The organism is Rhabdaerophilum sp. SD176, from assembly GCF_030143245.1.
GTDB lineage: Bacteria > Pseudomonadota > Alphaproteobacteria > Rhizobiales > Beijerinckiaceae > Rhabdaerophilum.
In genome coordinates this window covers 379,986-405,981 of the sequence record NZ_JARJNS010000004.1, presented here as the reverse complement: position 1 = coordinate 405,981, position 25,996 = coordinate 379,986, and the positions used below count along the sequence as shown (strand labels likewise).

23 protein-coding genes are annotated in these 25,996 nt (G+C 64.8%); 8 read left to right on the top strand and 15 right to left on the bottom strand.

The features are described 5' to 3' along the window. Positions 1-9: 9 nt before the first annotated feature. From P0652_RS11540 to P0652_RS11505, 8 genes are all read right to left on the bottom strand, one after another. Complete coding sequence (locus P0652_RS11540) at positions 10-864, bottom strand: phosphoenolpyruvate hydrolase family protein (RefSeq protein ID WP_284178953.1); 855 nt, start codon at positions 862-864, stop codon at positions 10-12. 3 nt (positions 865-867) lie between these two features. After that, positions 868-3,093 (bottom strand): ABC transporter permease, encoded by a 2,226-nt coding sequence (locus P0652_RS11535; RefSeq protein WP_284178952.1) that lies wholly within the window; start codon positions 3,091-3,093, stop codon positions 868-870. After that, positions 3,086-3,889 carry an ABC transporter ATP-binding protein gene (locus P0652_RS11530; RefSeq protein WP_284178951.1) on the bottom strand — a complete coding sequence of 268 codons (804 nt, stop codon included), beginning with the start codon at positions 3,887-3,889 and terminating at the stop codon, positions 3,086-3,088. The genes P0652_RS11535 and P0652_RS11530 overlap by 8 nt, the downstream gene beginning before the upstream one ends. Beyond that, positions 3,886-4,950: a branched-chain amino acid ABC transporter permease gene (locus P0652_RS11525; RefSeq protein ID WP_284178950.1), complete on the bottom strand. Its 1,065-nt coding sequence runs from the start codon at positions 4,948-4,950 to the stop codon at positions 3,886-3,888. The genes P0652_RS11530 and P0652_RS11525 overlap by 4 nt, the downstream gene beginning before the upstream one ends. Positions 4,951-4,953: 3 nt before the next feature. Beyond that, positions 4,954-5,970: a branched-chain amino acid ABC transporter permease gene (locus P0652_RS11520; protein ID WP_284178949.1), complete on the bottom strand. Its 1,017-nt coding sequence runs from the start codon at positions 5,968-5,970 to the stop codon at positions 4,954-4,956. Positions 5,971-6,138: 168 nt separating this feature from the next. Next, positions 6,139-6,975, bottom strand: coding sequence for a helix-turn-helix domain-containing protein (locus P0652_RS11515; RefSeq protein ID WP_284178948.1), 837 nt, complete (start codon positions 6,973-6,975; stop codon positions 6,139-6,141). Positions 6,976-7,072: 97 nt separating this feature from the next. Then, a complete protein-coding gene (locus P0652_RS11510) occupies positions 7,073-8,128 on the bottom strand; it encodes a dehydroquinate synthase/iron-containing alcohol dehydrogenase family protein (RefSeq protein WP_284178947.1) in 1,056 nt (351 codons plus the stop codon). A 117-nt stretch (positions 8,129-8,245) separates the two neighbouring features. Continuing rightward, a complete protein-coding gene (locus P0652_RS11505) occupies positions 8,246-9,511 on the bottom strand; it encodes an ABC transporter substrate-binding protein (protein WP_284178946.1) in 1,266 nt (421 codons plus the stop codon). Between the two features lie 234 nt (positions 9,512-9,745). On the opposite strand from P0652_RS11505, the gene P0652_RS11500 reads away from it, so the two are divergent. Then, entirely contained in the window at positions 9,746-10,774 is a 1,029-nt protein-coding gene (locus P0652_RS11500) for a Gfo/Idh/MocA family protein (protein WP_284178945.1), read from the top strand. 17 nt (positions 10,775-10,791) lie between these two features. Here P0652_RS11500 and P0652_RS11495 read toward each other — a convergent pair whose 3' ends face one another. After that, positions 10,792-11,466, bottom strand: coding sequence for an ankyrin repeat domain-containing protein (locus P0652_RS11495; RefSeq protein WP_502947514.1), 675 nt, complete (start codon positions 11,464-11,466; stop codon positions 10,792-10,794). Between the two features lie 108 nt (positions 11,467-11,574). Here P0652_RS11495 and P0652_RS11490 point away from each other — a divergent pair, with 108 nt between their 5' ends. The 4 genes from P0652_RS11490 to P0652_RS11475 are packed head-to-tail and all read left to right on the top strand — an operon-like array spanning position 11,575 to position 16,531. Continuing rightward, positions 11,575-13,095: a cryptochrome/photolyase family protein gene (locus P0652_RS11490; protein ID WP_284178943.1), complete on the top strand. Its 1,521-nt coding sequence runs from the start codon at positions 11,575-11,577 to the stop codon at positions 13,093-13,095. 11 nt (positions 13,096-13,106) lie between these two features. Next, positions 13,107-14,408 (top strand): NAD(P)/FAD-dependent oxidoreductase, encoded by a 1,302-nt coding sequence (locus tag P0652_RS11485; RefSeq protein WP_284178942.1) that lies wholly within the window; start codon positions 13,107-13,109, stop codon positions 14,406-14,408. A 10-nt stretch (positions 14,409-14,418) separates the two neighbouring features. Next, a complete protein-coding gene (locus P0652_RS11480) occupies positions 14,419-15,300 on the top strand; it encodes a DUF1365 domain-containing protein (RefSeq protein ID WP_284178941.1) in 882 nt (293 codons plus the stop codon). After that, complete coding sequence (locus tag P0652_RS11475) at positions 15,290-16,531, top strand: SAM-dependent methyltransferase (RefSeq protein WP_284178940.1); 1,242 nt, start codon at positions 15,290-15,292, stop codon at positions 16,529-16,531. Before P0652_RS11480 ends, P0652_RS11475 begins: the two co-directional genes overlap by 11 nt. 71 nt (positions 16,532-16,602) lie before the next feature. Here P0652_RS11475 and P0652_RS11470 read toward each other — a convergent pair whose 3' ends face one another. Then, on the bottom strand, positions 16,603-17,403 hold the full coding sequence (locus P0652_RS11470) for an SDR family NAD(P)-dependent oxidoreductase (RefSeq protein ID WP_284178939.1): 801 nt from the start codon (positions 17,401-17,403) through the stop codon (positions 16,603-16,605). Further along, positions 17,400-18,041, bottom strand: coding sequence for a ChrR family anti-sigma-E factor (locus tag P0652_RS11465; RefSeq protein WP_284179106.1), 642 nt, complete (start codon positions 18,039-18,041; stop codon positions 17,400-17,402). Before P0652_RS11465 ends, P0652_RS11470 begins: the two co-directional genes overlap by 4 nt. Before the next feature lie 305 nt (positions 18,042-18,346). Between P0652_RS11465 and P0652_RS11460 the strand changes: the two genes are divergently transcribed. Beyond that, the gene (locus P0652_RS11460; RefSeq protein WP_284178938.1) at positions 18,347-19,093 is read left to right on the top strand and encodes an alanyl-tRNA editing protein; all 747 of its coding nucleotides are present in this window, start codon (positions 18,347-18,349) and stop codon (positions 19,091-19,093) included. A 17-nt stretch (positions 19,094-19,110) separates the two neighbouring features. Next, positions 19,111-19,977: a 3-mercaptopyruvate sulfurtransferase gene (gene sseA, locus P0652_RS11455; protein ID WP_284178937.1), complete on the top strand. Its 867-nt coding sequence runs from the start codon at positions 19,111-19,113 to the stop codon at positions 19,975-19,977. A 93-nt stretch (positions 19,978-20,070) separates the two neighbouring features. On the opposite strand, the gene P0652_RS11450 is transcribed toward sseA, so the two are convergent. The 4 genes from P0652_RS11450 to P0652_RS11435 form a co-directional block, all read right to left on the bottom strand. Further along, entirely contained in the window at positions 20,071-20,841 is a 771-nt protein-coding gene (locus P0652_RS11450; protein ID WP_284178936.1) for an amino acid ABC transporter ATP-binding protein, read from the bottom strand. Positions 20,842-20,853: 12 nt separating this feature from the next. Next, on the bottom strand, positions 20,854-22,011 hold the full coding sequence (locus P0652_RS11445) for an amino acid ABC transporter permease (protein ID WP_284178935.1): 1,158 nt from the start codon (positions 22,009-22,011) through the stop codon (positions 20,854-20,856). Positions 22,012-22,021: 10 nt separating this feature from the next. Continuing rightward, positions 22,022-23,230: an amino acid ABC transporter permease gene (locus tag P0652_RS11440; protein WP_502947513.1), complete on the bottom strand. Its 1,209-nt coding sequence runs from the start codon at positions 23,228-23,230 to the stop codon at positions 22,022-22,024. A gap of 216 nt (positions 23,231-23,446) precedes the next feature. Continuing rightward, entirely contained in the window at positions 23,447-24,463 is a 1,017-nt protein-coding gene (locus tag P0652_RS11435) for an amino acid ABC transporter substrate-binding protein (protein WP_284178934.1), read from the bottom strand. 348 nt (positions 24,464-24,811) lie between these two features. Here P0652_RS11435 and metC point away from each other — a divergent pair, with 348 nt between their 5' ends. Then, positions 24,812-25,996 carry a cystathionine beta-lyase gene (gene metC / locus P0652_RS11430; protein WP_502947512.1) on the top strand — a complete coding sequence of 395 codons (1,185 nt, stop codon included), beginning with the start codon at positions 24,812-24,814 and terminating at the stop codon, positions 25,994-25,996.

The following is a 25,996-nucleotide window of genomic DNA, read 5'->3' as shown; positions in this document are numbered from 1 at the left end:
CAGCCTGCCTCACGCCGGACCCGGCGTGCCGCCCGTGCGGCTGATTGTCTTGAAAGCCCTCGTCTGCTCGCGGATCGCCACTTCCACCGGCAGGCGCTCCATCGAGGAGGCGCCGTAGAAGCCGTGGCAATGGCGGGTGTTCTTCATGATGAAATCGGCATCCGGCGGTTCGGCCACCGGCCCGCCATGGACGAGGATGATCGCATCCGGCTTGACGGCGAGGGCCGCCGCCGCCCAGGCATCGACAATGGCCGGGCAATCCTTCAGCTTGAGCGCGGTTTCCGCGCCGATCGAACCGCCGGTCGTCAGGCCGAGATGGCAGACAATGATATCCGCCCCCGCGCCGGCCATGGCGGCGGCATCAGCCTCCGAGAAGACATAGGGCGTGGTCAGCAGGCCCTTCTGCCCGGCCAGCCGGATCATCTCGACCTCGAGGCCGAAGCCCATGCCGGTTTCCTCGAGATTGGCGCGGAAGACGCCGTCAATCAGCCCGACAGTCGGGAAGTTCTGCACGCCGGAAAAGCCGATCCGAGCGACATCGTCGAGGAAGACATCCATCGAGCGGAAGGGATCGGTGCCGCAGACCCCGGCAATAACCGGGGTCTTCTTCACCACCGGCAGCACCTCGCTTGCCATGTCCATGACGATGGCATTGGCGTCGCCGTAAGGCATCAGGCCGGAAAGCGAGCCGCGCCCTGCCATGCGGAACCGGCCGGAATTGTAGATGACGATCAGGTCGATGCCGCCGGCTTCCTCGCATTTCGCGGAAAGGCCGGTGCCGGCACCGCCGCCGACAATCGGCTCTCCCCGCGCGATCATCGCGCGGTAGAGAGCGAGCAATTCGGTGCGGGAAAAGCGGGGCATGTCTCAGGTCCTGCCGGTGGCGCCCCGGAAGCGGCCCTGATGCAGCGCACGGAAATGCTGCACGAGGGCCGCCGCAAAGGCGGGGTCGTTGATGTGATGCGGAAGCCGGATGAGCTGCCGGGTTGCGGTGACGCGGATCGTCGAGGCCAAGGCGTCGAAAAGAGCGGCATCGGCGGCGGGATCCCAGAAGGGCTGCCCCGGCGCATCAAGAGCCGAGACGCCGCCTTCCGGAAGGAGGAAGCGCACGGGCCCTTCCATCTGGTTGAGGCGCTCGCCGATCCAGCGGCCCATCCGGGCATTCTCCTCCGCCGTAGTCCGCATCAGGGTGATCTGCGGGTTGTGCGGGTAGAAGAGCCTCTGGCGATAATGCTGCGGCACGGTTTCTGGCGCGCCGAAATTGACCATGTCGAGCGCACCGACCGAACCGACATACGGAATCCTGGTGCGGATCACCGCGCCGAAGCGATCTTCGGTGGCGGGCAGGATGCCGCCCATCATCATGTCGCAGATCTCAGTGGTCGAGACGTCGATCACTCCGGGCACGAGCCCGGAATCGATCAGCTTCTCCATGGAGCGGCCGCCCGTGCCGGTGGCATGGAAGACAAGCGGCTCCCATTCCCGCTCGATCAGCCGCGTCACCTGCTGGACGCAGGGCGTGGTGACGCCGAACATGGTCAGCCCGACCAACGGTTTTTCGGCCTCTGGCCGGCGCGTCGCGGGCCCGTGCTGTTGTTCATGGAAATTCCGCGCCATGGCTGCCATGGCCTGCGCAGCATTGCCGAGTACTGTCCGCGAGACGCGGTTCAGCCCCTGAACATCGGTCACGGAATGCATCATCGTGATGTCGGTCGCTCCGACATAGGCCGCCACATTGCCCGAGGCCATGGTGGAAACCATAAGCTTGGGGACCCCGACCGGCAGGGTCTGCATGCCGGCGGTGGCGATGGCAGTGCCCCCCGATCCGCCAGCCGAGAGAATGCCGATCACGCCCTGCTGGCGGGCCATCCAGGCGCGGAAGGCCTCGGTCATCGCGGCGACGGCCTTGCCGCGATCGCCAGAGGCAATGCCGGCCGAGCCGGTCGGCAGGGCCAGGGCCACTTCCTGCGCCGAGACATCGGCGCCCTGGTTGCGGCCATTGGTCGAGAGATCGACAAGGCGGGTGCGCAAGCCCGCGGCCTTGATCGCGTCGCGCAGGAAACGCAGTTCGTCGCCCTTGGTATCGAGCGTGCCGGCGATGATGACATGCGGCTCCTGCGGCGCGCGGGCCGCGAGCGGTGAGACATCGCCGACACGCCGGCCGTCGATCGTGGCGAGGGTCGGCCGCGAGATGGTGCGGGCCTGCGCCTCGATCCGGGCGGCCGGCACATCCTGCGACCAGCGCGTCGGGAGTGTGGGATTGGCATTGTAGACCCGGATGGGGCCCTGCGGGGCCGGGGCGGCCGGGCCGGCAGCGCCGGAAGGCGCTCCGGTAGCGGCGGGCTCGGTCTCGTCATGGCTGTGCCGGCCGACGCCGAGCAGGCGCTGCTGGAGATCGCGGTCGGCGGCGAGGATCGACGAGGCGATGACGCGGTGGATCCGGCCATTGACCATGATGGCGATCGTGTCCGACATCTGGGTCGCAACGCCGATATTCTGCTCGATCACGAGGATCGAGACGTCGCCCTCGGCCGCGAGGCGCACCAGCGTTTCCTCGACATGGGCGACGATGACCGGGGCGAGGCCCTCGGTGGGCTCGTCCATGATGAGCAGGCGCGGATTCATGAGCAGGGCGCGGCTGATCGCCAGCATCTGCTGCTCGCCGCCCGAGAGCTGGCCGCCGCCATTGCGCCGCCGTTCCGCGAGGCGCGGGAAGACTTCGTAGATGCGCTCCGGCGTCCAGGCGCCTTTCCCGCGCGACATCAGGCGGAGATGCTCGTCCACCGTCAGCGACCGCCAGAGTCGCCTGCCCTGCGGCACATAGCCAATGCCCAGCCGGGCAATCTCAGCGGAGGTGCGGCCAACCAGTTCCTCGCCCATGAAGCGGATCGAGCCGGACGAGACCGGCACGAGTCCCATGATGGCCTTGCACATGGTGGTCTTGCCCATGCCGTTGCGGCCGACCACCGAGAGTACGCCCGAATGGAGGGCGAGATCGACACCCTGCACGGCATGCGAGCGGCCATAGAAGACGTTGACGCCCTGGAGTTGCAGGATCGGCGCGCCGGCGCCGCGGACGGGGCGTTCACTCATGGCCGCCTCCGAGGTAAAGTTCCTGCACCTCGGGATCGTCCTCGATCTCCTCCGGCCGGCCTTCCTTGAAGATGCGGCCATTATGCATCATCGTCACGCTCTCGACGACGCGCAAAGCCACATCCATGTCGTGCTCGATGATGATGTAGCCGATATGGCCGGGCAACGTGGTGAGGATCGACACGAGGTCGCGCCGCTCGGTCGGCGAGAGGCCCGCCGCCGGCTCGTCGAACAGGATGAAGCGCGGCGCACCGGACAAGGCGAGCGCGATTTCGAGCTGGCGCTGCTGGCCATAGGCGAGTTCGCCGACGAGCCGGTCCTTCTCCGCGCTCAGATGCACGGCCTCGACCAGCGTCTCGGCCGCATGGACGAGGGCATCGTCGCGCCGCGGGCGGATCAGCGAGAAGCGATTCCGCGAGACGCCCCGGCAGGCCAGATAGACATTGTCGATCACCGAGAGGCCGGCGAAAAGCGAGGAGATCTGGTAGGTACGGCGCAGGCCGCGCCGGATCCGCTCATGCGGCGGGAAGGTGGTGACATCCTCACCGAAGAAGCGGATCAGCCCGGCTGTCGGCAGGAAATCGCCGGTGATGCAGTTGAACAAAGTGGTCTTGCCGGCGCCGTTCGAGCCAAGCACGGCGCGCCGTTCGCCCGGGCGGACCGAGAGCGTCACATCGGATATGGCAGCCAGCGCGCCGAACATCTTGGTGATGCCCCGCAGTTCCAGCGCGTTGCCTGCGCTGACATGGCTCTGGCCAAGGGCGACCGGCCGTGGCGGTGTGACGGGGGCGTTCATGCCGCACCTCCTCCTGCCTGCTGGTCCTGCTGCTGCCTGCGGCGCGCGCGCCAGCGGTCCCAGAGGCCGAGCACGCCATCGGGCGAGAACAGCACGACCGCGAGGAAGCCGAGGCCGATGATCAGCTTGAAACGCTCGGCGGAGAAGCCGAAAAAGCCGAGGATATCCGGCGAGAAGACTTGCAGCATCACATAGATGAAGGCGCCGATGAAGGGCCCGAGCGGCCTTCTCATGCCGCCGACCACAGCCACGACGAGCACATCGATCGCGGCGGGAATGCCGATCGTGCCCGGCGCGATCTGGGCATTTTGCCAGACCAGAAGGATGCCGCCAGCCGAGGCGAAGACGCTGGCGAGCGCATAGGCCGCGACACGATGGGCGGTGACGTTGAAGCCGAGCGCGGCCATCCGGCGGGGATTGTCCCGTACGCCCTGCAAGGCGAGGCCGAACGGCGAGCGCGAGACATAGACCACTGCACCATAGGACAAGGAGGCCAAGGCGAGGCTGAGATAGTAGAAGGGCACGGGATCGCGCCAGTTCACGCCGAAAAGCTGCGGCGGCAGGACAAGGTTGAACCCGGAATAGCCGTTGAAGATCGTGTAGTTCTGCCGGGTGAAATAGAAGAATGCCGCCGCGATGGCGAGCGTGATCATGATTGTGTAGATGCCCTCTGTCCGCACCGCGAGGGCACCGGAAACCGTGGCAAAAAGCGCGGCGATCAGGAAGGCGGCGGGCAGGACGATCCACCAGGCAAGGCCGAGGCTGACGGTGACCGTGCCCGACGTCCCGAGGATCGCCACCATGTAGCCGGCCATCCCGGCCACGGTCATCTGCAGCAAGCTGACCATACCGCCATAGCCGGCAAGAAACATCAGGCTGAGCCCGATCATGCCGAGAATGAAGGTCCAGCCCATGATCTGGAACAGCCAGAAATTGTTGGCCACGACCGGAAGGAACAGCAGCACCACCGCCAGCGCCCACCAGGGCGCGGGGATGCGCTCGAACCAGAGTTTCTGGTCGGCGCGGTTGGCGAAACGGGGGGCGTGGTCGGTCATCGCCATGGCCTAGCGCCTCACCCCGAGCAGGCCATGGGGGCGGAAAGCCAGCACGGCGGCCATGATCAGGAAGGTGAAGACCACCGAATAGGTTGGCGCATAGACGAAGCCCATCTGCTCTGTGACGCCGATGATCAGCGAGCCGAGGGCCGCACCGACAATCGAGCCCATGCCCCCGACAATGACAACGACGAGGCTGGCCAGCAGGAATCGCGTATCCTCGCCCGGCGAGAGCGACTGGAAGGTGCCGCCGATAATGCCCGCCATGCCCGCAAGGCCGGCGCCGAAGCCGAACACAGCGAGGAAGACGAGCTGGATTCGCACGCCGGAAGCGGCAAGCATCTCGCGGTCATCCACGCCGGCGCGGATCAGCATGCCAAGCGCTGTCCGGTTCAGGACCAGCCACATCGCCACGCCGATGACGATGGCGGCAATCAGGATCCAGATCCGCACCGCCGGGTAGCGCAGCCAGTTGGTGGCGCCGGTGCTGGCATTGATCGAGTTGATGATCGGCAGTTCCATCGGCCCGGTGAGGAAGCCGGGCGCGAGGATCGAGTAGGACTGGCCGCCCCAGAGCCAGAGCATAAGATCGGCGAGGACGATGGAAATGCCGATGCTGACCAGCGTTTGCCGCAGTTCCTCGCCCTCCATTTTCGAAAAGATGAAGCGCTGCATGAGCAGGCCAAGCAGGCCGACAACGAGGAACACCACAGGAAAGGCGATGAACCAGGAGCCGGTAAGGCTGGAAATTTCGTAGCCGAGATAGCCGCCGAGCAGGAAAAGCGAGCCATGGGCAAGGTTGACGACCCGCATTAGGCCGAAGATCAGCGTGAAACCGGCGGCGACGAGGAAGTACAGCGCGCCAAGCGTGATTCCGCCGAGCAGCGCGTTGAGGAAGATCTGCTTGCGGCCCCATTTCGCCACCAGTTCCGGCGGCCAGGGCGCGAAGACAAGCCAGAGGAACACCGCGATCAGGATCGCGATGATCAGGCTCCGGAGCGGATTGCGCTTGATGATGTCATCCATCGCGGCGTGTCTCGGAAGACCTTGTCCTCGGGCCGGCTTCCTGTCTTCGCAGGGATATGCCGGACCCGGATGGCGCCCTTTCGCCACCCCTCGCGGCCAAGACTAGAATGAGCGCCGGGCGGCACGCTTTCCCGAACGTCTTTTCTTTCGGGAAATGCGGGGCCAGCCTCAATGGACGGCCCCGAGCACGCTGCGCCGGTAGGCGCTGGGGGGCACGACACCATTGGCGATGAAGAAGCGCGAGAAGCTGGCCGGCGTGGCGAAGCCGAGATCGAGGCCGATTTCCGAGACCGTCTCCTCGCCACGCGCCAGCCGCTCGATGGCGCGTTCCATGCGGAGGGCGTTGAGATAGAGCGTCGGCGGCAGGCCAACCTGCTCACGGAACAGCTTGAAGAAATGCGGCCGCGAAAGGCCCGCCGCGCGCGAGACGGCGCTCAGATCGATCGGCTCGCCCAGGGTCTCGCTCAGCAGGCTGATCGCCCGCCGGATCCGGAAATCGCGGAAGCCGAGGCGCAGACGGTCGCCGCCCTGCCCGCCCGCCTGCCATTGCCAGGTCTGGTCGAAGGCCGCTTGCGTCAGGGCGCTGAGCCTGTCCTCGAAATTGCCATCGCCGTCGGAATAGGCAGCAAGCTGCCGCGCGGTTTCGGCCGCAAGGCGGGCGATATGGTCATCCATACAGACGACCGGACGGCCGAAACGCAGGATTTCCGACGCCTGACCGCTGGCCTCCACGAACCAGCCGGGACGGATATAGAGCACCAGTGTCAGGGTCGGGATGCGGCGATCCACCGGCATGAAGTAATGCGGCTGCCAGGGGCTGATCGCTGTCGCCTCGAGCGGATTGAGCGGATAGGCCCGGCCATCGATCACGACCTTTGCCGCCGGTCCGCGGACGTGGAAGATCAGATGCCCTTCCCGATGGGCATGCGGCACCATCGGCCGGTCCAGCTCGTAGAGGCAAGCCCGCCCGAACGCACCATGTGCGACAGCGTGAGCGATGCTCATCGGTTTCCTCCCGCTTGTTTTTCTTCGCGGATTACGACGAATGTATAGGCAGCCGGATAACTGGCAACCGGTGATTGGGAGAGAGGCTGCATCGGGCTCACCATGCGGCCTCAAGGATGCGGCGGCAGTCGCCCGGGGTCAGGCGGCGCGGATTGGCAAGGGCAGCCGGATCATTCGCCGCCATCTCGGCGAAACGGTCGAAACGCCGCCGGTCGATGCCGATTTCCCGCAGGCTTGTCGGCAGGCCGAGGCCACGGGCGAAGGCGCCGATCTCGGTGCTGAGCGAGACCTGCCCGTCCCGGCGCGCCAGCGTCATGGCGAGCGCGGCATAGCGATCACCCACGGCCTGGGCGTTGAAATCGGCCATCGCCGCGAGAAGCGGGGCGTGGAGGTCACCCGGTAGAAAGCCGGACTGTAATTCCGGCTCGATGGGCAAGGCCAGCGCATCGACCCCGCCCACGGCCTTTTCGAGCGCGAGGCCGGCAGTCATCGCCGCCGCCATGATCTCGCGCCTCGCCTCGCGATGGCCCGGCACGCCGAGAACCACCGGTAGCCAATGCGTCATGCGGCGAACGGCCTCGAGGGCGAGGCCATCGGCAGGCGGGTTGTAGCTCGGGCTGGCATAGGCCTCGATCGCATGGACCATGATTTCCATGGCCGAGGCGGCAATCCGGCGGATCGGCACCTGTTCGAGCACGGTCGGATCGACGATCACCCGGTCGGGCCGCGGGCATGGGGCCGGCCGGCCATCGCGCGGGCGGACATGACGACCGAGGCCGAGATCGAACAACCCGACCGGCACGGCGATGACTGTCAGCCTCTCGCCGTTCCGGGATGCCTCGGCCGCCGCCAGCCGCGCCTGACCGACAGCCTGGGCCCCGCCGACAGCGATCAGGGTGGAGGTGCCAATCTGCCGCAGGCGGGCCAGCAGGGCGCGGGTTTCCCCGCGCGATGGGGCGCCGGGCGGAAGGGCATGGACAATCAGCGGGATGCGGTCCAGCGCCTCGCGAACGCGGACAAGAGCGGCGCGGGCACCGGGCTCTTCATCGGCCAGCACCAGAGCCTCGGACAGGGCCCCGGCTTCCTCGGGCAGCGCATCCTCAATGGCTGCCTCGGCGAAATGGGTCCGGGTCAGATAGCCTATCAGGGTCATCCGCAGCACTCCCGGCGAGGGCGATCTGGCGCCGCCCCTTTTCTGTCTGCGCGAAGGAGAGAGCGGCTGGCCCCCGGAGGGCCAGCCGCATGTCGGCATGTCGATGAGGAGGGCTTCTCAGCCGCCCGAGCGCAGCTTCGCGCAATCCACCACGTTGCGGGACGGGAGGCCGAGAGCACGGAACTGATCCACAGTCATACCCAGCGTCTGGGTGACGTTGTCGGACTTTGCCACCATTTTCGTGGTCATGTTGCCATCCGCCCCATCAACCACCTCGTTGATGAACACCGTGCCGGTGGCCTGGCGGTTCTCGTTGAGCGTGATCTTGCCGACCGGGCTGTCCAGCTGGAGCTTGTTGAGGGCTTCCTTGAACTTGGCCTGGCCGTTCGACAGGTCGCCGCCGGCCGCTTCCAGGCCCTTGATGGCCGCGAGCGTGGCCGTGTAGTAGCCCAGCCCGAACAGCGAGGGCGATGGCAGGCGCTGGTTGGCCGGGAAGGAATCCTGGTAGAGCTTCACATAGGATTTCCAGGCCGGATCGGGATTGTCATTGGCAAAGGGACCGGAAACCGGTGTGCCGAACAGGGCTTCCTTGGCCTTGCCCCGGGCCGTCAGGACGGTCTGGTCCGCCATGATCGTACCCCCGATGAGACGGGTCTTCTCGCCGGCCTGCTGGTACTGGTTCAGGAAGTTGATCGCGTCCGTGCCGCCGAGACCGAGATAAATCGCGTCGACGTTTTCCGGCAGCTGGGCGATGATGCCGCCGAAATCGGACTGGCCGAGCGGCTGCCAGAAGCGCTGCACGATATCACCGCCCGCCTTGCAGTAATCCACCGCGAAGCCCATGAAGTTCGTGTAGCCGAACGAGTAATCGGCCGCGATGGTTGCGATCCGCTTGAAGCCCTTGGTCTTGACCGCATAGGAACCAAGGCCATAGCCCCATTGGGCGCCATCGAGGTTGAACCGGTAGAAATTCGGCGCGGGATCGACCCAGGTGGTCTCGAGCGCACCGGAAATCCCGTTGATCACCACCTTGTCGGGGATGGTCTTGGCGAAGTCGCGCATGGCGATACCTTCCGAGCCGGAAAGCGGGCCGATGATGAGATCGACCTTGTCCTGCTCGATCAGCTTGCGCGCCATGCGGATCGTGGTGTCCGGCTTGGTGTCGGTCGGCGCGACGACCGTCTCCACCTTCTTGCCGGCAATGGTGTTGTTGATCTGCTTGAGGGCGAGTTCGACGTTGCGGACGCCATCCTGGCCCCCGGTCGCAAACGCGCCTTCAAGCGCGACGAGAATGCCGATCTTGATGGTTCCGCCCTGCGCCATGGCTGCGCCTGGCAGCATGAGGGCGGTGATCGCAACGGCTCCGAGCAAAGTCTTGCGCATAGGTGTTCCTCCCTGTGACGTGGCAGGTCCCGCCGGCCATGACGCCGTGACAAGCCTGCTCGTCTCGCAGCGCGATCTTCAGCCGCGCCTCGTGGAAGGCTGCCGTTCAACCCCGAAACCGCCCATATCCCAGCGTCTCATTTTATGGCGAAGGGCCGGCCGCATGCCCGCTTGACGCCCCGGAATGAACCGTTTCGACTGCAGCGTCCCATCGTGGTGGCAAGAAAGCGGCTTATGACACGCCTGCGTTTCGGAATGATCGGCCTCGGCATGGCAGTGGCGCCACATGCCAGGAGCCTGCAGGACCTTGCGGGCGAGATCGAGCTTGTCCATGCCTTCAGCCCCAGCCCGGAGCGGCGGGCCGGCTTCGCGAAGACGTTCGGGTTTCCCACCTGCGGACGGGTCGAGGATATCGTCGAGGATCCAAGCCTCGATGCGGTGATGGTGCTGACCCCGCCGAACACCCATCTCGAACTGGTCGAGCGGATCGCCGCCACTGGCAAGGCTATCCTCCTTGAAAAGCCGCTCGACATCTCGACGCGCAGGGCGGAAGCGCTCGTCATGGCCTGCGAGCGGGCCGGGGTGACACTGGCAATCATGCTCCAGCACCGGTTCAAGCCGGCGGCCGAACGCCTCGCCGCCCGCGTCCGCCAGGGCAGCCTTGGGCCGCTGATCCGGTGCAGCGCGGCGATTCCGCTCTGGCGGCCGCAAACCTATTACGACGAGCCGGGCCGGGGAACCCTGGCGCGAGATGGTGGCGGCGTGCTGCTGACGCAGGGCATCCACACGCTGGACCTGATGATAAGCTTGGCCGGGCCGGTGAGCCGAGTCTGTGGCGATGCCCTCACCAGCCCAGTCCACCGCATGGAGACCGAAGATCTCGTGACCGCCAGCCTGCGTTTCGCGTGCGGCGCTGTGGGCACGCTCGATGCGACAACCGCCTGCTTCCCCGGTTTTCCCGAGCGGATCGAGATGATCTGCCGCAACGGCACGGCGATCCTCGCCGGCTCCTCTCTCGACATCCATAGCCATGATGGCGGGCATGAAACCATCCGGCCGGACAATTCGCCCGGCGGGACGGGGGCGGATCCGATGGCCTTCCCGCATGATTACCACCGGGGCGTCATCGCCGACTTTGCTGCGGCCCTCCGCGAGAAGCGGGCGCCGCGCATTCCCGGCCGGGACGTGCTGCATGTCCACCGGCTGATCGATGCGTTGCTGGAATCGGGCCGGACCGGCCTGCCGGTCGATCTTGCCGGCTGAGGCCGGAAAGCGCGTTCCTATCGGGTTTTCTTCTCGATCAGCGCGGCAATCAACACGTAGCCGCGCCGCATCGCATGGTCGAACGGCGTCACTCCCTCGCGATCGGCAAGGCGCGGATCCGCGCCGGCTTCGAGGAGGGCATCGACGATCTCGACATAGGCGGGGCCTCCATCGCCGAGAATGACGGCTTCCAGCAAGGCCGTCCAGCCGAGGCGGTTGACGTGATTGACGTTGATCTTCGTCTTGAGCAGCCGGTAGACCACCTCGACATGGCCGTAATGGCAGGCGGGGATCAGCGCCGTGCCGCCATAGCGGTTGGTCGATGTAAGATCGGCACCATGGGCCAGCGTCATCTCGAGGATCTCCAGTCGGCCTCGGGCGCCAGCCAGCAGGAAGGGCGAGTCGCTGATCGAGTCCTTCGCGTTCACATCGGCGCCGGCCTGGATCAGGATCCGCGCGACCTCGACATGGTTGCCCTGCACGGCGGTCAGCAGGGCCGTCCGGCCTGTCCGGTCGCGCACATCCACCGGCACGCCGATGCCGAGGAACCGCGCGACAGCATCGGCATCGCCGGACGCGGCGGCATGGATCATGGCGATGGCGGAGGCCTCGTCGCGGGATTGCGCGGAAGACAGCATCACCAGCAGCGTGGATGCAGCGGACAATGCGATCAGACGTCTCCGGCTTTCCATCATCGGACTCCCCCGGGTCCAGCTCGGCAGCCGCCCCCTTGGGAAGGCTAGCATAGCGGGGTGCCGACGCGATTCACATTGTCTCGACGGCCTTCCCTTTGGAGCACGATGCGATATCTCGGAACGATGACACGCCTCGCCTCATCTTCCACCGTGCCCTCTCCAGTCGCCCCCTCCCCCGACCGGGTCCTCATCTGGTTCCGCAGCGATCTCCGCCTGACCGACAACCCTGCCGTCGTTGCTGCACGTGGAGCGAAGGAAGCCCTGTTCGTCTTTATCGACGAGACGAATGATGGCCTGCGTCCACGCGGCGGAGCCAGTCGGTGGTGGCTGCATCACTCGCTGGAGAGCCTCGGTCGGAGCCTTGCGGAACGGGGGCAGAAGCTGCTGTTCTTCAAGGGGGATTCCCGGCAGATCATCCCTGCATTGGCCAAACGGTGCAGCGCGGGCCGCGTGGTCTGGAACCGGCGCTATGGCCAGCCGGAGCGGGATATGGATGCCGGCATCAAGGCCACGCTGAAGGCCGACGGCATCACGGCCGAAAGCTTCAACGGTGCCCTGCTCTTCGAACCGATGGAGATCCGCTCGAAGGCCGGGGGCCCGATGCGCGTCTTCACCCCGTTCTGGCGGGCCTGCCGTGCCCTGCGCGAGCCGGACCAGCCGGTTGCCGCGCCGGAGCGGCTTCCGCCAGCGGCTGCCACGACGCCGACCGACAGTCTCTCCCTGTCTGATCTTGCGCTGCTGCCGACCCGGCCGGACTGGGCCGGCGGACTCCGGGCCAGCTGGCAACCGGGTGAGACCGGGGCAGCCGGCAGGCTGGCGGATTTCCTTGGTGGCCCGCTGCGCGATTACGGCGAGAACCGCAACCGCCCGGATTATGTTTCTACCTCCCGGCTGTCGCCGCATCTGGCGTTTGGCGAAATCTCGCCGCGGCAGATCTGGCACGCGACCGAGGCTGCCCGCATGGCCGGGCAGGCCGCCGGGAGCGCGGACGATATCGAGAAGTTCTTTTCCGAACTGGGGTGGCGGGAATTCTCTCACCACCTGCTGTTTCACTTTCCCACCCTGCCGAAAACGAACTATCAGCCGAAATTCGATTCCTTCCCGTGGGAAGAGAACCCGGAGGGGCTCGCAGCCTGGCAGCGTGGCCGGACCGGCTATCCGATCGTCGATGCCGGGATGCGCGAACTCTGGGAGACCGGTTTCATGCACAACCGGGTGCGGATGATTGTCGCATCCTTCCTCATCAAGCACCTGATGATTGATTGGCGGCTTGGCGAAAACTGGTTCTGGGATACGCTGTGCGATGCGGATCCGGCGAACAATGCGGCAAGCTGGCAATGGGTTGCAGGGTCAGGTGCCGATGCGGCGCCCTATTTCCGGATCTTCAATCCGGTCACGCAGGGGGAGAAATTCGATCCGGACGGCGACTATGTGCGTAAATTTGTTCCGGAACTGGCCCGTCTTCCGGACAAGTTCATCCACAAACCGTGGGAAGCGCCGCATCCGATCCGGCAGGCTGCGGGTATCGTGTTGGGACAGACCTATCCCGCGCCTGTCGTCCAGCATGAGCATGCCCGACAGCGTGCACTCGCTGCCTTCCAGTCTCTCTCCGGGGAGCCTCTTTGAAAGGACACGCCTTGCGAATTGCGATTATCGGGAGCGGCATTGCCGGTCATGGCGCCGCCTACCAGTTGACCAAGGCCTACGGAGCTGCCGCCGTCACCGTCTTCGAAAAGGAAAACCGCCCGGGAGGCCACAGTGCGACGGTCGATATCGTCTATGATGGCACGCCGATTTCAGTCGATACCGGGTTCATCGTCTATAACGAGCTGAACTATCCGCTCATGTCGGCCCTGTTCGCGGAACTCGGCGTCGAGACGCAGCTTTCCGATATGGGTTTTGCGCTGTCGCTTGATGACGGCGCCTTCGAATGGTCCGGCCAGGACAAGGATGTGCTCGCCTCGATGTTCGCGCAGCCCGCCAACGCGCTGCGGCCGGCGTTCTGGCGCATGCTGGCGGATATGATGCGCTTCAATTCGAAGGCCGTGAAGGATCTCGAGGCCGGCCGGCTGGCCGGGCTCCGGCTGGGCGATTACCTCGCCGCCGGCGGCTATGGCGCCTTCTTCCGCGACAATTACATCCTGCCGATGGGTGCTGCGATCTGGTCGATGCCCTCCTCGGCCGTGCTGGATTTCCCGGCGCAGAGCTTCGTGGCCTTCTTCAACAACCACCGGCTGCTGCATCTGTCGCGGCCGCGCTGGCGGACGGTAACCGGCGGAAGCCGGAACTATGTCCGGGCGCTGATCGGCCGGTCGGGCCACCAGACGGTTTATGGCGATCCCGTGCTTGAGGTGCAGCGCGAGGGCAACGGCGTGCGCATCGTTCTTGAAAGCGGCCGCATCGAGCATTTCGATGCCGCTGTGATGGCCACGCATTCCGACACCGCCTCCGAACTGATCGCCGCCCACTGGCCCGAGGAAGCGGCGGTGGTTGCCGATATCCGCTATGCCGAGGCCGATGTATACCTGCATCGCGACCCTGCTTTCATGCCGCGGCGCAAGCGGGCCTGGGCCGCCTGGAACGTGCTGAGAAAGCCCGCGCGCGATGCCGCCCCGGTGACGGTGACCTACTGGATGAACCGGCTGCAGGGGATCGACCCCGCCCGTCCGCTCTTCGTGACGCTGAATCCGCCCGCACCGCCAGCCGAGGGCACGGTGTTTGGCCATTACCGCTACGCCCATCCGCAATATGACCAGGCGGCGATCACCGCACAGGGCCGGATGCCCGGCCTGCAGGGGCAAGGAAGGCTGTATTTCGCCGGGGCCTGGATGGGGTATGGTTTCCACGAGGATGGCCTTCGGGCCGGCTTCGACGCGGCAGCCCGGCTGATCGCGGATCAGGCCGGCCATCACGTGGCCGCCGATCAGGCTCTGGCCTGAAGGGAGCCCGATGACACGCGCCGATGCCATGGCCTTTCCGCCACCGGATGTCCCGGCCGTCTTCTATGTCGGCCCGGTGATGCATGCCCGGTTCCGGCCGGTGCCGCACCGCTTCCAGTATCAGGTCTTCTCGCTGCTGGTGGACCTTGACCGACTGGACGAAGCGGACCGGCTGTCGCGCTTTTTCTCAATCGGTCGATTCAACCTGATCGGTTTCGACATGCGGCCGCACGGGCCCCGTCCCGGCGATGATCCACGCCGCGCCATCCCCCGTATGCTGGAAGAGGCCGGCATGGCCGAGCCGGTGGAGAAGGTATTTCTCCTTTGCTATCCTAGGGTTATGGGTTTCGTGTTTAATCCGCTTTCCGTCTATTTCGCCTATGGCCGGGGCGACCGCCTGATCGGCGTGGTCTATGAGGTGCGGAACACGTTCGGCGAGCGGCATTCCTATGTCGCGCCGGTGCAGCAGGGCGAGATCAGCCCGGCCGGCCTGCGGCAGAGCGCGAACAAGCTGTTCTATGTCTCGCCCTTCCTGGACCAGACCATGCAATACCTTTTCCGGCTCCTGCCGCCTGGCGGCGAACGGCTCAGCCTCCGGATCCTCGAGAAGGATCCGGACGGACCGATGCTTGCAGCGACTTTCACAGGCCGGCCGGAAGCCATCACCGATCGTTCATGCCTGCGCCTCAGCTTCGGCATGCCGCTGATGACGCTGAAGGTCGTTGCAGGGATTCATTTCGAGGCCTTGCGGCTCTGGCTGAAGGGGATACGTTTTTTCTCCCGACCGGCGCGACCGCCCGCGATCAGCCATGACGGGCGGTTTCTGGACGGCCATCATTTGGGGAAGAAGCCCGGTTCGACCGGGACAGGGGAGACCGGGCATGCAGCCTGAAACACAGCAACCCGTTGTGCTGACGGCCGAAAATGTCGGCAAGACCACGCGCGGCCTGCCGCAAACCATGCAGGCCGCCTTGCGTTTTGCCACGGGGATCCGGCGCGGCCGGATCGATTTCATCCTGCCGACGGGACATCATTTCCGGATTGCCGGCCCGGAAGCCGGCCCGCAGGCTCAATTGCACGTCCTGAACTGGCGTTTTGCCCGCCGCGTGATGTTCGCCGGCGATGTCGGCCTCGGCGAGACCTATCGCGACGGTGACTGGGACAGCCCCGACGTGACGGCCGTGGTGGCGCTGTTCGCGTCCAATGCCGATCTTGTCGACAATTTCCTCGCCCGGTCGCCGCTGGCGCGGTTTGCCCTCCAGCTCCGCCATCTCGTGCTGAACCGAAACACAAAATCCGGCTCGAAACGCAATATTTCAGCGCATTACGACCTCGGCAACAGCTTCTATTCGAGCTGGCTTGACCGTGGCATGACCTATTCCTCGGCGATCTTCGAGCCGGGCGACAATGACCTGACAGCCGCGCAGGACCGGAAATACCGCATCCTCGCCGATGCGATGGGGGTTCGCCCCGGCGACCACGTGCTCGAGATCGGTTGCGGCTGGGGCGGATTCGCGGAATTCCTCGCGCGGGAACGTTCGGCCCGCGTTACCGCGCTGACCATCAGCCGCGAACAGTATGATTATGCGCGCGAGCGCATCGCGCAGGCCGGGCTGTCCGACCGTGTCGAGATCCGCTTCCAGGATTACCGCGACGAGACCGGAACCTATGACCGGATCGGTTCGATCGAGATGTTCGAGGCGGTCGGGGAAAGCTACTGGCCGCATTTCTTCCGGACGCTCCGGGAACGGCTGAAGCCGGGCGGCACAGCCGGGCTGCAGATCATCACGATCCCCGATCATTTCTTCGAGGATTACCGCCGGAACGTGGATTTCATCCGCCGGCACATCTTCCCGGGCGGCATGCTGCCCTCGCCCTCGCGCCTCGGTGATCTCGCTCGCGATGTGGGCCTCAAGCTCGAGGCCGAGCGTGTGTTCGGCGGCGATTACGCCGAGACTTTGCGGCAATGGCGGGACAATTTCGAAAGTTCCTGGCCCCGCCTGCTGCCGATGGGCTTCGACGAGCGCTTCCGCCGGCTCTGGCGCTATTATCTCTGCTATTGCGAGGCGGGGTTCGATGTCGCCACGATCGACGTGCGGCAGATCGTCTATCGGCGGCACTGAGCGGGGTTGGTCGGGGCAAAAGCTGGGACCTGCCTCCGCCCCGGCTCAAGCGGCGTCAGGCAAGGGATCGATCAGGGCTGCTTGCCCTTGTCGTTCCATCCGGTCGACCAGCTGACGAGCGGCAGGTACCAGCTGCGTGGCAGCATGCGCAGGAATTTCAGGAAATAGGTAAAACGCCGCGGGAAAGTGATCTCGAAGGCGCGGCTCTCCATCCCGTCCAGGACGCGGATGGCTGCCGGCTCGACATCCATCAGGAACGGCATCGGGAAGGGGTTGGTATCGGTTGCCGGCGTGCGGATGAAGCCGGGATTGACGACCTGGATCAGGATACCGGAGAGTTCGCCGTCGAGCCGCAGCGATTCAGCCATATTGATCAAGGCGGCCTTGGTGGCGCCATAGCCGGCAGAAGTCGGCAGGCCGGAATAGCCGGCCACCGAGGCGTTGAACACGATCTGACCCCGTCCCCGCGGCACCATATGGGGCACCAGCGCATCGAGCGCGTTGATCGTGCCGCCGACATTGACCGCGAAGCTGCGATGCATCTTGCCGGCCTCGAACGGAAACAACCGCACGGGCAGGTAGATGCCGGCATTGAGGAAAGCGCGGGTAATGGGGCCGTGTTCCGCCTCGACCTGCCGGACGAGATCCGCCAGGGCGGCGGCATCGGTCACGTCAGCCGGCGCGGGGATGATGCGGCCGGGAAACCCGGTGGCGGCCGCAGCCAATGTGGCGAGTTCATCGGGGCGCCGGGCCGTGGCAACAACGCGCCAGCCGCGGCGGGCGGCTTCGAGGGCGACGGCATAGCCGATCCCCGAGCTGGCGCCGGTGATCCAGAACAGCCCGTCTTCCGGTTTCGAGACGGCCGGTTTCAATGGCTTACGAAGCGATTGACCAAGCGGCCGAACGTGCCCGTCAGGCGCAAGGGCGCATCCATCACGGCGAAGCAGATGCATTCCTCGTCGGCATCCGCAACCGGAACATGGTCGAGATGCTCGTCGGCGATCACCATGTCGCCACGGCGGTAATGACCTGTTTCATCCGTGAAGCCACCCTGCAGGACGAGTGTAACTTCAGCGCCCTCATGCGAATGCTGCGGCATCTTGCGGCCGGCCCGGATGCGGTAGAGGACGGCGCGGGTGTCGTCATCGGTTTCGAGGCGGAATTCCTTCACGCCCGGCAGAACCGTGCGGAAGGTCAGATCGTCAATCGACTTGCCAAAGAAGTGGCGCAGGGCACGAGGCTCGAGCGCCTTGCGCTCGGCGATCGCGGCTTCCACCGGCCCGGCAGAGAAGATCGCGTCCAGCCGGGCATCGCGCCCCCGGATGGCCACAGGCTTCTGCGCAGCAACATTGCGCGAGAGCCCCTCTTCCAACCGGGCGACAAAGCCACGATTAACCGGGGAGAGCTCCAGATGAGCCCCGACAAGCGCGTGGAGGGCACGCGGGAGGGTGCCGGCGGCGTAGCCTGCAAGCATCAGCTCCAGAGGCTGTCCATCCTGAATGGCGTTCATCGTTTCCACGAAGTCCTGCTCCTGCCCGTTCCAGAAAAGCGTCTTGCCAGAAAATGTCCTGCCCGATTGACGACTGGCTGTCGAAGATCGTGCACCTAACTGTTCGCTCTACGCCCTGCAACCGATTTTGGATCATCGGCGGCGAGTCGTGCAGCTGGAAAGAAGGCGTAGTCCCGCGCGGGTCCCGTGCGCAACGGGGCTCATTGCCGCAGAAACAGGGGTGGACGGGGATCGCGGCACGGCTTCTCTCCCGCCGGCGCTTCGCTATAGTGGAAGTCAATTCCCCCCTGCCAGCGAGACCGGCCTTGAGCGAAACGTCCGAATTGCCGCCCTTTCCGCCGACCCACCTGCTCTTTCGTGACGATGCCTATCTGAAAAGCGCCAAAGCGCGGGTAATCGGCCGATATTCGGACTTCCTCGTTCTGGATTGCACCCTGTTCTACCCCGCCTCCGGTGGACAACCCTCGGATGCGGGGTTGATTGTCAAATCCGGTGGACACAGCTTCCCGGCGGGCGAGTTGCGCTATCTTGACGCAGCAAAAACCATCGTTGGCCACAAGCTGCCCGAGAGCGAGCACCCGGCCGCCTGGGACGGCGCGGAGGTCGAGATGCAACTGGATTTCGAGCGCCGCTACCAACTCATGCGCGTTCACTCAGCGCTGCATCTGCTTTCTGTCGCCCTGCCCTATCCGGTGACGGGCGGCGCGATCGGTGTCGAGGATGGCCGGCTCGATTTCGACATTCCCGAAGCGGGGCTGGAGAAGGAGGCCATCACGGCCGAACTTAACCGGCTGATTGACCAGGCGGCGGAGATTACCTCGCGCTGGATCACCGACGAGGAACTCGACGCCAATCCGCAACTGGTGAAGACCATGTCGGTCAAGCCGCCGCGCGGCTCGGGCCGGGTTCGGCTGGTCGAGATTGCCGGGCTCGACCTCCAGCCTTGCGGCGGCACCCATGTGCGGAACACGCGGGAAATCGGGCCGATGCTCGTCACCAATATCGAAAAGAAGGGCAAGCAGAACCGCCGCGTTCGGATCGGTTTCGCCTGAAAACAAGGACGCGCAGCATGATCAACATCTTCAAGGACATTCCCTTCGTCACCACGGCGGAGGTCGCCGCAATGATCGGCAAGCCCGGAATCCGGGTGGTGGACGGCTCCTGGCACCTGCCGCCGACAGGCCGGAAGGGCGCGGCGGAATATCTCGAGGCGCATCTGCCGGAGGCGGTGTTCTTCGATATCGACGTCATCTCGGATCCGGCCAGCTCCCTGCCCCATATGCTGCCCGAACCCGCGTTCTTCGCGGAGAAGGCCGGCGCGCTCGGCCTTTCGGAGGGCGACACGATCCTCGTCTATGACCAGCTCGGCCTGTTCACGGCGCCGCGCGTGGCGTGGATGCTGCGGCTCTACGGGGCCCGCGATGTGCGGATCATGGAGGGCGGCCTGCCACGCTGGAAGGCGGAGGGGCGCCCGGTGGAAGCGGGCATGGCCAGCCCCGCGCCGGCGACCTTCACCGCCCGGCTTGACCGGTCCTCCGTGGCCGATCTCGACCGCGTGGCCGAGGCCTTGCAGAACGGCTCGGCGCAGGTTGTCGATGCCCGGCCGGCCGCCCGCTTCCGCGGCGATGCGCCGGAGCCGCGCCCCGGCGTCCGGGTGGGCCACATGCCGGGCAGCCTCAACCTGCCCTATGATGCCATCGCTGCCGATGGCGCCCTCAAGGACCCCGAGGCGCTCCGCGCTGCCATCGCCGCGGCGGGGATCGACCCCGCGAAGCCGGTCATCTGTTCCTGCGGGTCCGGCGTTTCGGCCTGCATCATCGCGATGGCCATGAGCCGGGCCGATATGCCCGTCGCGGCGATCTATGACGGCTCCTGGGCCGAATGGGGCAGCCGCGAGGATCTGCCGGTGGGGATGGGCGCACCAAAAGGCGCCTGACCCTTCCGGGTTACCCTTGCCGGTTCCGGGGCCGGCATCACGAAAAAGGGCGCCTCAGGGCGCCCTTCTTGTTTCATCCCAGGCCAATCGCGCTCAATGCAGGATCTGGCTCAGGAACAGCTTGGTGCGCTCGTGCTGCGGGTTCTTGAAGAACTCGTTCGGCTCGTTCATCTCGACGACCTGGCCCTGATCCATGAAGATGACCCGGTCGGCGACCTGGCGGGCGAAGCCCATTTCATGGGTCACGCACATCATCGTCATGCCCTCTTCGGCGAGGCTGACCATGGTGTCGAGCACTTCCTTGACCATTTCAGGGTCAAGCGCCGAGGTCGGCTCATCGAAGAGCATGATCTTCGGGCTCATGCAGAGCGAGCGGGCAATCGCCACGCGCTGCTGCTGGCCACCCGAGAGCTGGCCCGGATACTTGTTCGCCTGTTCCGGGATCTTGACCCGGGCGAGGTAGTGCATCGCCACTTCCTCGGCATCCTTCTTCGGCATCTTCTTCACCCAGATCGGGGCGAGCGTGCAGTTCTCGAGGATGGTGAGGTGCGGGAACAGGTTGAAGTGCTGGAAGACCATGCCGACATCCCGGCGGATCTCGTCGATCTTCTTGAGGTCGTTCGTCAGTTCCGTGCCGTCGACCACGATGGAGCCCTTCTGGTGCTCCTCGAGGCGATTGATGCAGCGGATCATCGTGGACTTGCCGGACCCCGAGGGACCGCAAACGACGATCTTCTCGCCGCGCGTGACCTTGAGGTTCACGTCCTTCAGGACGTGGAATTCGCCATACCACTTGTGCACGCCGATCATCTCGACCGCAGTATCATGCGTCAGCGGTGTCGGCTTCAGGTTCAAGACAGCCATGAGGTTACTCCCTTACCTCTTGTCGGCCACAGAAAGCCGCCGCTCCATCGCGCGGGCGTAGCTTGCCATGCCATAGCAGAACAGAAAATAGACGATCGCGGCGAAGGCATAGCCTGTCGTCGAGGTCGTCGGCGCGGCCCATTGCGGGTCGATCCGGGCGGTCTCGATCGCCTTGAGGAAGTCGAAGATGCCGACAATCAGCAATAGCGACGTATCCTTGAACAGGCCGATATAGGTGTTCACGATATTGGGGATCGTGACCTTGAGCGCCTGCGGCAGAATGATGAGACGCATCATCTGCCAGTAGCCCAGGCCCATGGCCATCGCGCCCTCATACTGGCCCTTCGGCAGCGCCTGGAGGCCAGCGCGCACCACTTCGGCCATGTAGGCCGAGGCGAAGAGGCCGATCCCGACGAGAGCCCGCAGCAGCTTGTCCACCGTGATGTTGTCCGGCAGGAACAGCGGCAGCATCGTGTTCGCCATGAAGAGCACCGTGATCAACGGGACGCCGCGGACGAACTCGATGAACATCACCGAGAAGAACTTGATGACCGGAAGTTTCGACCGCCGACCAAGCGCGAGCAGGATGCCGAGCGGCAGGGAGGCCACGATACCGACCCCGGCCACGACCAGCGTGACCATCAGGCCGCCCCAGCGGGCCGTGTCGACCGCCGAGAGGCCAAGCCAATCGGCTCCACCCAGCAGGAAGTAGGAAATGAGGGGAAGCACGACCAGGAAATAGATCATGCCGATATCGCGGCGCGGAGCCTTCAGCCAGAGCATCCAGGCCACGCCGATCGCCCCGAGGACGAAGAATACATCCACCCGCCAGCGTTGGTCGACGGGATAGAAGCCATAGATGAAGAAGTTGACGCGCTCGCGCACGAAAGCCCAGCAGGCTCCGGGCACGACGCCATTCTTCGCAATGCAGGCCTCGCGGTCAGCCCCGGTCCAGACCGCATCGAAGATGAGGAAGTTCAGGAAGCCGGGGATTGAGATATAGGCCACGGCCGCAGCCACGACCGTGAGCAGTATGTTGCCGGGCGACGAGAACAGGTTGTCGCGCATCCAGGCAAGGGGACCGACCAGGCTTCCCGGCGGCGGCAGGACCGCGGCGGGTTCCTGCCGGACATAGGCCTTCGACGAGGCAGAGACGATTTCGGTGTTCATTCGCTCCTCCTCAGCGCTCGACCAGGGCCTTGCGGGAATTGTACCAGTTCATCACCAGCGAGGTGAAAAGACTGATGGTGAGATAGACGGCCATGGTGATGGCGATGACCTCGACCGCCTGACCCGTCTGGTTCAGCACGGTGCCCATGAAGACCTGCACGAGATCCGGATAGCCGACAGCGACCGCCAGCGAGGAATTCTTCGTGAGGTTCAGGTATTGCGAGGTCAGCGGCGGGATGATCACGCGCATCGCCTGCGGGATGACGACGAGATCGAGGGTCGGTCCCGGCCGGAGGCCAAGGGCATAGGCAGCCTCGGTCTGGCCCTTGGACACGGCCTGGATACCGGCGCGCACCACTTCGGCGATAAAGGCCGCCGTGTAGATGACGAGCCCGAGCAACAGCGCCACGAATTCCGGGTAGACCTGAACCCCGCCGCGGATGTTGAAGCGGCCCAGATCCGGGATGTTGAAGCTCAGCGGTTGCCCCGCCGCGATGTAGATCAGCAGCGGCACAGCAATGACCAGGCCGAACCCGACCAGCAGGACCGGCGATTGCTGACCGGTTCTTTCCTGCCTTTTCCTGGCCCAGCGCCCGTAGGCAAAATAACCCATGAGGCCGGCACTCAGCGCCCAGGTGACCCAGGAGAAGCTGGCCCCGAAAACGGGCTCGGGCATGAACAGGCCGCGATTGTTGAGGAAGAAACCGCCCGGCATGGCGACCGAGTCCCGCACTTCCGGCAGCGCCTTCAGCACGGCATTGTACCAGAACAGCAATTGCAGCAGCAGCGGCGTATTCCGGATCACCTCGACATAAATGGCTGCAAGCTTGTTGACGAGCACATTCTTCGAGAGGCGCGCCACGCCGATGATGAAGCCGAGCATGGTCGCGAGGACAATGCCGATTCCGGCCACCAGCAGCGTATTGACCAGCCCGACCCAGAAGGCACGGCCATAGCTCGATGTTGTTTCGTAAGGAACGAGACGCTGGCCGATATCGAACCCGGCGGTGTTGTTCCAGAAACCGAAACCGGTAGCGATCTTCTGCTTGGTCATGTTGGCGATCGCGTTTGACGCGGCCTCGTAGACCAGGAACATGACGATGACAAAAAGGAGCGCCTGAAACAGATAGCCGCGTTTTTCAGGGTCGTTCCAGAAGGCAACGCGCGGCTTCTCGTCCCCGCCCGTTTCGCCCAGTTTCGGGGCATCGACCGAACTCATTGAAGTCTCCCCACTTCAATTATGCGGGAGAAATGCATGCGCTTGCAACCTGTGCTTGCAAACCCGGCAACCACCCCGCCCGGGCCCATCACTCCGGGCCTTGGTGATACGCCGCCAACTGACGTTGACCGATCTCCGGCCGACGGCAGTCACGCTCCCCCGAAAACAATAAAAAGGGGGATGGCCGACAGCAGCCATCCCCCGGATTGGCAATCCTCAGCGGATCGGCGGCGCGTATTGCAGGCCACCCTTCGACCACAGCGCATTGACGCCGCGGGCGATCTTCAGGCGCGAACCGGCGCCGACGTTCCGGTCGAACGATTCACCGTAATTGCCGACCTGCTTGATGACCCGGTAGGCCCAGTCGTTGGTGAGGCCAATGGCTTCGCCAAACTTGCCTTCCGTGCCGAGCAGGCGCTTCACGTCCGGATTGCCGGACTTCAGCATCTCGTCGACATTGGCTTTCGTCACGCCATATTCCTCGGCGTTGACCATGGCATAGTGGACCCACTTGACGATATCACCCCACTGGTTGTCGCCATGGCGCCAGGCGGCACCGAGCGGCTCCTTCGAGATGATTTCCGGCAGGACGATATGGTCATCCGGGGCCGTCAGCTTCAGGCGCTCGGCATAGAGGCCCGAGGCGTCCGTCGTGAACACGTCGCAACGGCCGGCATCATAGGCCTTGATCGTCTCGTCCGACGAGGCGAACGCGACGACTTCATACTTCAGCTTGTTGGCGCGGAAGAAGTCCGCGAGGTTCAGCTCGGTGGTCGTGCCCTGCTGGGTGCAGACCGAAGCGCCCGAGAGTTCCATCGCCGAGGCGATCTTCAACTTCTTGCGGACCATGAAGCCCTGGCCGTCATAGTAGTTGACGGGACCGAACTCGAGGCCCAGCTGCGTATCGCGCGACATGGTCCAGGTGGTGTTGCGGACGAGCACGTCCACTTCGCCGGACTGGAGCGCCGTGAAGCGGTCCTTCGCGGAAAGCGGAACGAACTTGACCTTGCTGGCATCGTTGAAGATGGCCGCAGCGATCGCGCGGCAATAATCAACGTCGAGGCCCGTCCAGTTACCCTGCGCGTCCGGCTGGCCGAACCCGGCAAGACCGGTGTTCGAGCCGCACTGCAGCACGCCACGGCTCTTGACCTGGTTGAGGGTTTGCGCGGAAGCCGAACCGGCCGCCATCACGAAGGCGGCGCCAACGGCAACCGACATCAGTACTTTCTTCATCAACTCGTCTCCCCGAGTGTTTCATTGCTCCCGTCGCAAGCGCTCGGATACGGCGCCGTCGGGTTTGTCCCAATTGCGACAGGAGTTTTCATTGCAGGCGATCTTAGACGAAAGGTCAAGGGCAAATCGGGCAATTTTGCCCTGCCAATGTGCCAAAACGTGAAATTCCGGAACGGGATTTCCGGATTTCCGAAGGCAATTGGTGAAAAACCGGCAGGGTGAGAGCCAAAACGGCAATCCGACCAATTTCGAGGCGAGCGGCCGGTTGGCTTGAAAAAGTCTTGTCCGCTGATATGATCCGACATAAGAGAATTTTTCCGGTTCAGAACCACAAATGAGAATAATGTTATGAAACTGATGTCTCCTGAAGAAAAACGATCCATGGGCGATGATACCCGGCTTGTCCTTGCCGGCCGCAACACCGCCGAGACGCACGGGTTCGTCAACGTACCGCCGTTCCGCGGCTCGACCGTTGTCTATCCGGATGCGGAATCCTGCCTGGCGGGGCGGAACCGCTTCACCTATGGCCGTCGCGGCAACCCGACCATGGAAGCCCTGCAACTGGCCTGGTCGGAGCTGGAAGGCGCGGCGGGCACCGTGATCTGCCCCTCCGGCGCCTCGGCCTGTTCGACCGCCCTGCTTTCCTGCCTCAAGACGGGCGATCACCTGCTGATGGTCGATTCGACCTATCGGCCAACCCGGGCGCTCTGCAACGGGCTGCTGGCCCGCTACGGGGTGGAGACGACCTATTACGATCCGATGATCGGCGCCGGGATCGAGGCGCTGATCCGGCCGAATACCCGCGCAATCTACATGGAAAGCCCGGGCTCGCAGACATTCGAGGTGCAGGATGTGCCCTCGATCGTCGCGGTCGCGAAGAAGCACGGGATCACCACGCTGATCGACAATACCTGGGCGACGGCCCTGCTGTTCAAGCCGCTCGATTTCGGGATCGACATCTCGATCAATGCTGCCACGAAATATCCGTCCGGCCATTCCGACGTGCTGATCGGCCTTGTTGCCGCCAACGAGAAGGCGCTGCCGGCCCTGCAGGCCACCCATGGCGATCTCGGCCTCTATCTCGGCCCGGACGACGTGTTCCTCACCCTGCGCGGCCTGCGGACCATGCCGCTACGGCTGCGCGAGCAGGGCGCGAACGCGCTGGCTGTGGCGCGGCATCTCGACCAGCATCCGCGCATCCGCCGCGTGCTGCACCCGGCCCTGCCCTCCTGCCCTGGCCACGAATTCTTCAAGCGTGACTTCAAGGGCGCCTCGAGCCTCTTCGCGATCGTGCTTGATGCGACAAGCGATGCGCAGGTCATCGCGTTCCTCGACCATCTGAAGCTGTTCGGCATGGGCTACAGCTGGGGCGGGTTCGAAAGCCTTGCCGTGCCCTTCGATTGCACGGCCTACCGCTCGGCGACGTCGTTCAACCTCGGTGGACGGGCAATCCGGCTGAATATCGGGCTGGAAACCCCGGCTGACCTGATCGCCGATCTCGATGCGGCGCTGGCGGCCATGCCAAAGGCGTAA

Coding starts and splice junctions, on each gene's coding strand:
- P0652_RS11435 (WP_284178934.1), bottom strand. CDS start 24,463: ATGAAGAAAGTACTGATGTCGGTTGCCGTTGGCGCCGCCTTCGTGATG.
- P0652_RS11520 (WP_284178949.1), bottom strand. CDS start 5,970: ATGGATGACATCATCAAGCGCAATCCGCTCCGGAGCCTGATCATCGCG.
- P0652_RS11510 (WP_284178947.1), bottom strand. CDS start 8,128: ATGACCCTGATAGGCTATCTGACCCGGACCCATTTCGCCGAGGCAGCC.
- P0652_RS11480 (WP_284178941.1), top strand. CDS start 14,419: ATGACACGCGCCGATGCCATGGCCTTTCCGCCACCGGATGTCCCGGCC.
- metC (WP_502947512.1), top strand. CDS start 24,812: ATGAAACTGATGTCTCCTGAAGAAAAACGATCCATGGGCGATGATACC.
- P0652_RS11540 (WP_284178953.1), bottom strand. CDS start 864: ATGCCCCGCTTTTCCCGCACCGAATTGCTCGCTCTCTACCGCGCGATG.
- P0652_RS11490 (WP_284178943.1), top strand. CDS start 11,575: ATGCGATATCTCGGAACGATGACACGCCTCGCCTCATCTTCCACCGTG.
- P0652_RS11505 (WP_284178946.1), bottom strand. CDS start 9,511: ATGCGCAAGACTTTGCTCGGAGCCGTTGCGATCACCGCCCTCATGCTG.
- sseA (WP_284178937.1), top strand. CDS start 19,111: ATGATCAACATCTTCAAGGACATTCCCTTCGTCACCACGGCGGAGGTC.
- P0652_RS11475 (WP_284178940.1), top strand. CDS start 15,290: ATGCAGCCTGAAACACAGCAACCCGTTGTGCTGACGGCCGAAAATGTC.
- P0652_RS11445 (WP_284178935.1), bottom strand. CDS start 22,011: ATGAACACCGAAATCGTCTCTGCCTCGTCGAAGGCCTATGTCCGGCAG.
- P0652_RS11495 (WP_502947514.1), bottom strand. CDS start 11,466: ATGGAAAGCCGGAGACGTCTGATCGCATTGTCCGCTGCATCCACGCTG.
- P0652_RS11450 (WP_284178936.1), bottom strand. CDS start 20,841: ATGGCTGTCTTGAACCTGAAGCCGACACCGCTGACGCATGATACTGCG.
- P0652_RS11500 (WP_284178945.1), top strand. CDS start 9,746: ATGACACGCCTGCGTTTCGGAATGATCGGCCTCGGCATGGCAGTGGCG.
- P0652_RS11535 (WP_284178952.1), bottom strand. CDS start 3,093: ATGAGTGAACGCCCCGTCCGCGGCGCCGGCGCGCCGATCCTGCAACTC.
- P0652_RS11525 (WP_284178950.1), bottom strand. CDS start 4,950: ATGGCGATGACCGACCACGCCCCCCGTTTCGCCAACCGCGCCGACCAG.
- P0652_RS11530 (WP_284178951.1), bottom strand. CDS start 3,889: ATGAACGCCCCCGTCACACCGCCACGGCCGGTCGCCCTTGGCCAGAGC.
- P0652_RS11440 (WP_502947513.1), bottom strand. CDS start 23,230: ATGAGTTCGGTCGATGCCCCGAAACTGGGCGAAACGGGCGGGGACGAG.
- P0652_RS11515 (WP_284178948.1), bottom strand. CDS start 6,975: ATGAGCATCGCTCACGCTGTCGCACATGGTGCGTTCGGGCGGGCTTGC.
- P0652_RS11465 (WP_284179106.1), bottom strand. CDS start 18,041: ATGAACGCCATTCAGGATGGACAGCCTCTGGAGCTGATGCTTGCAGGC.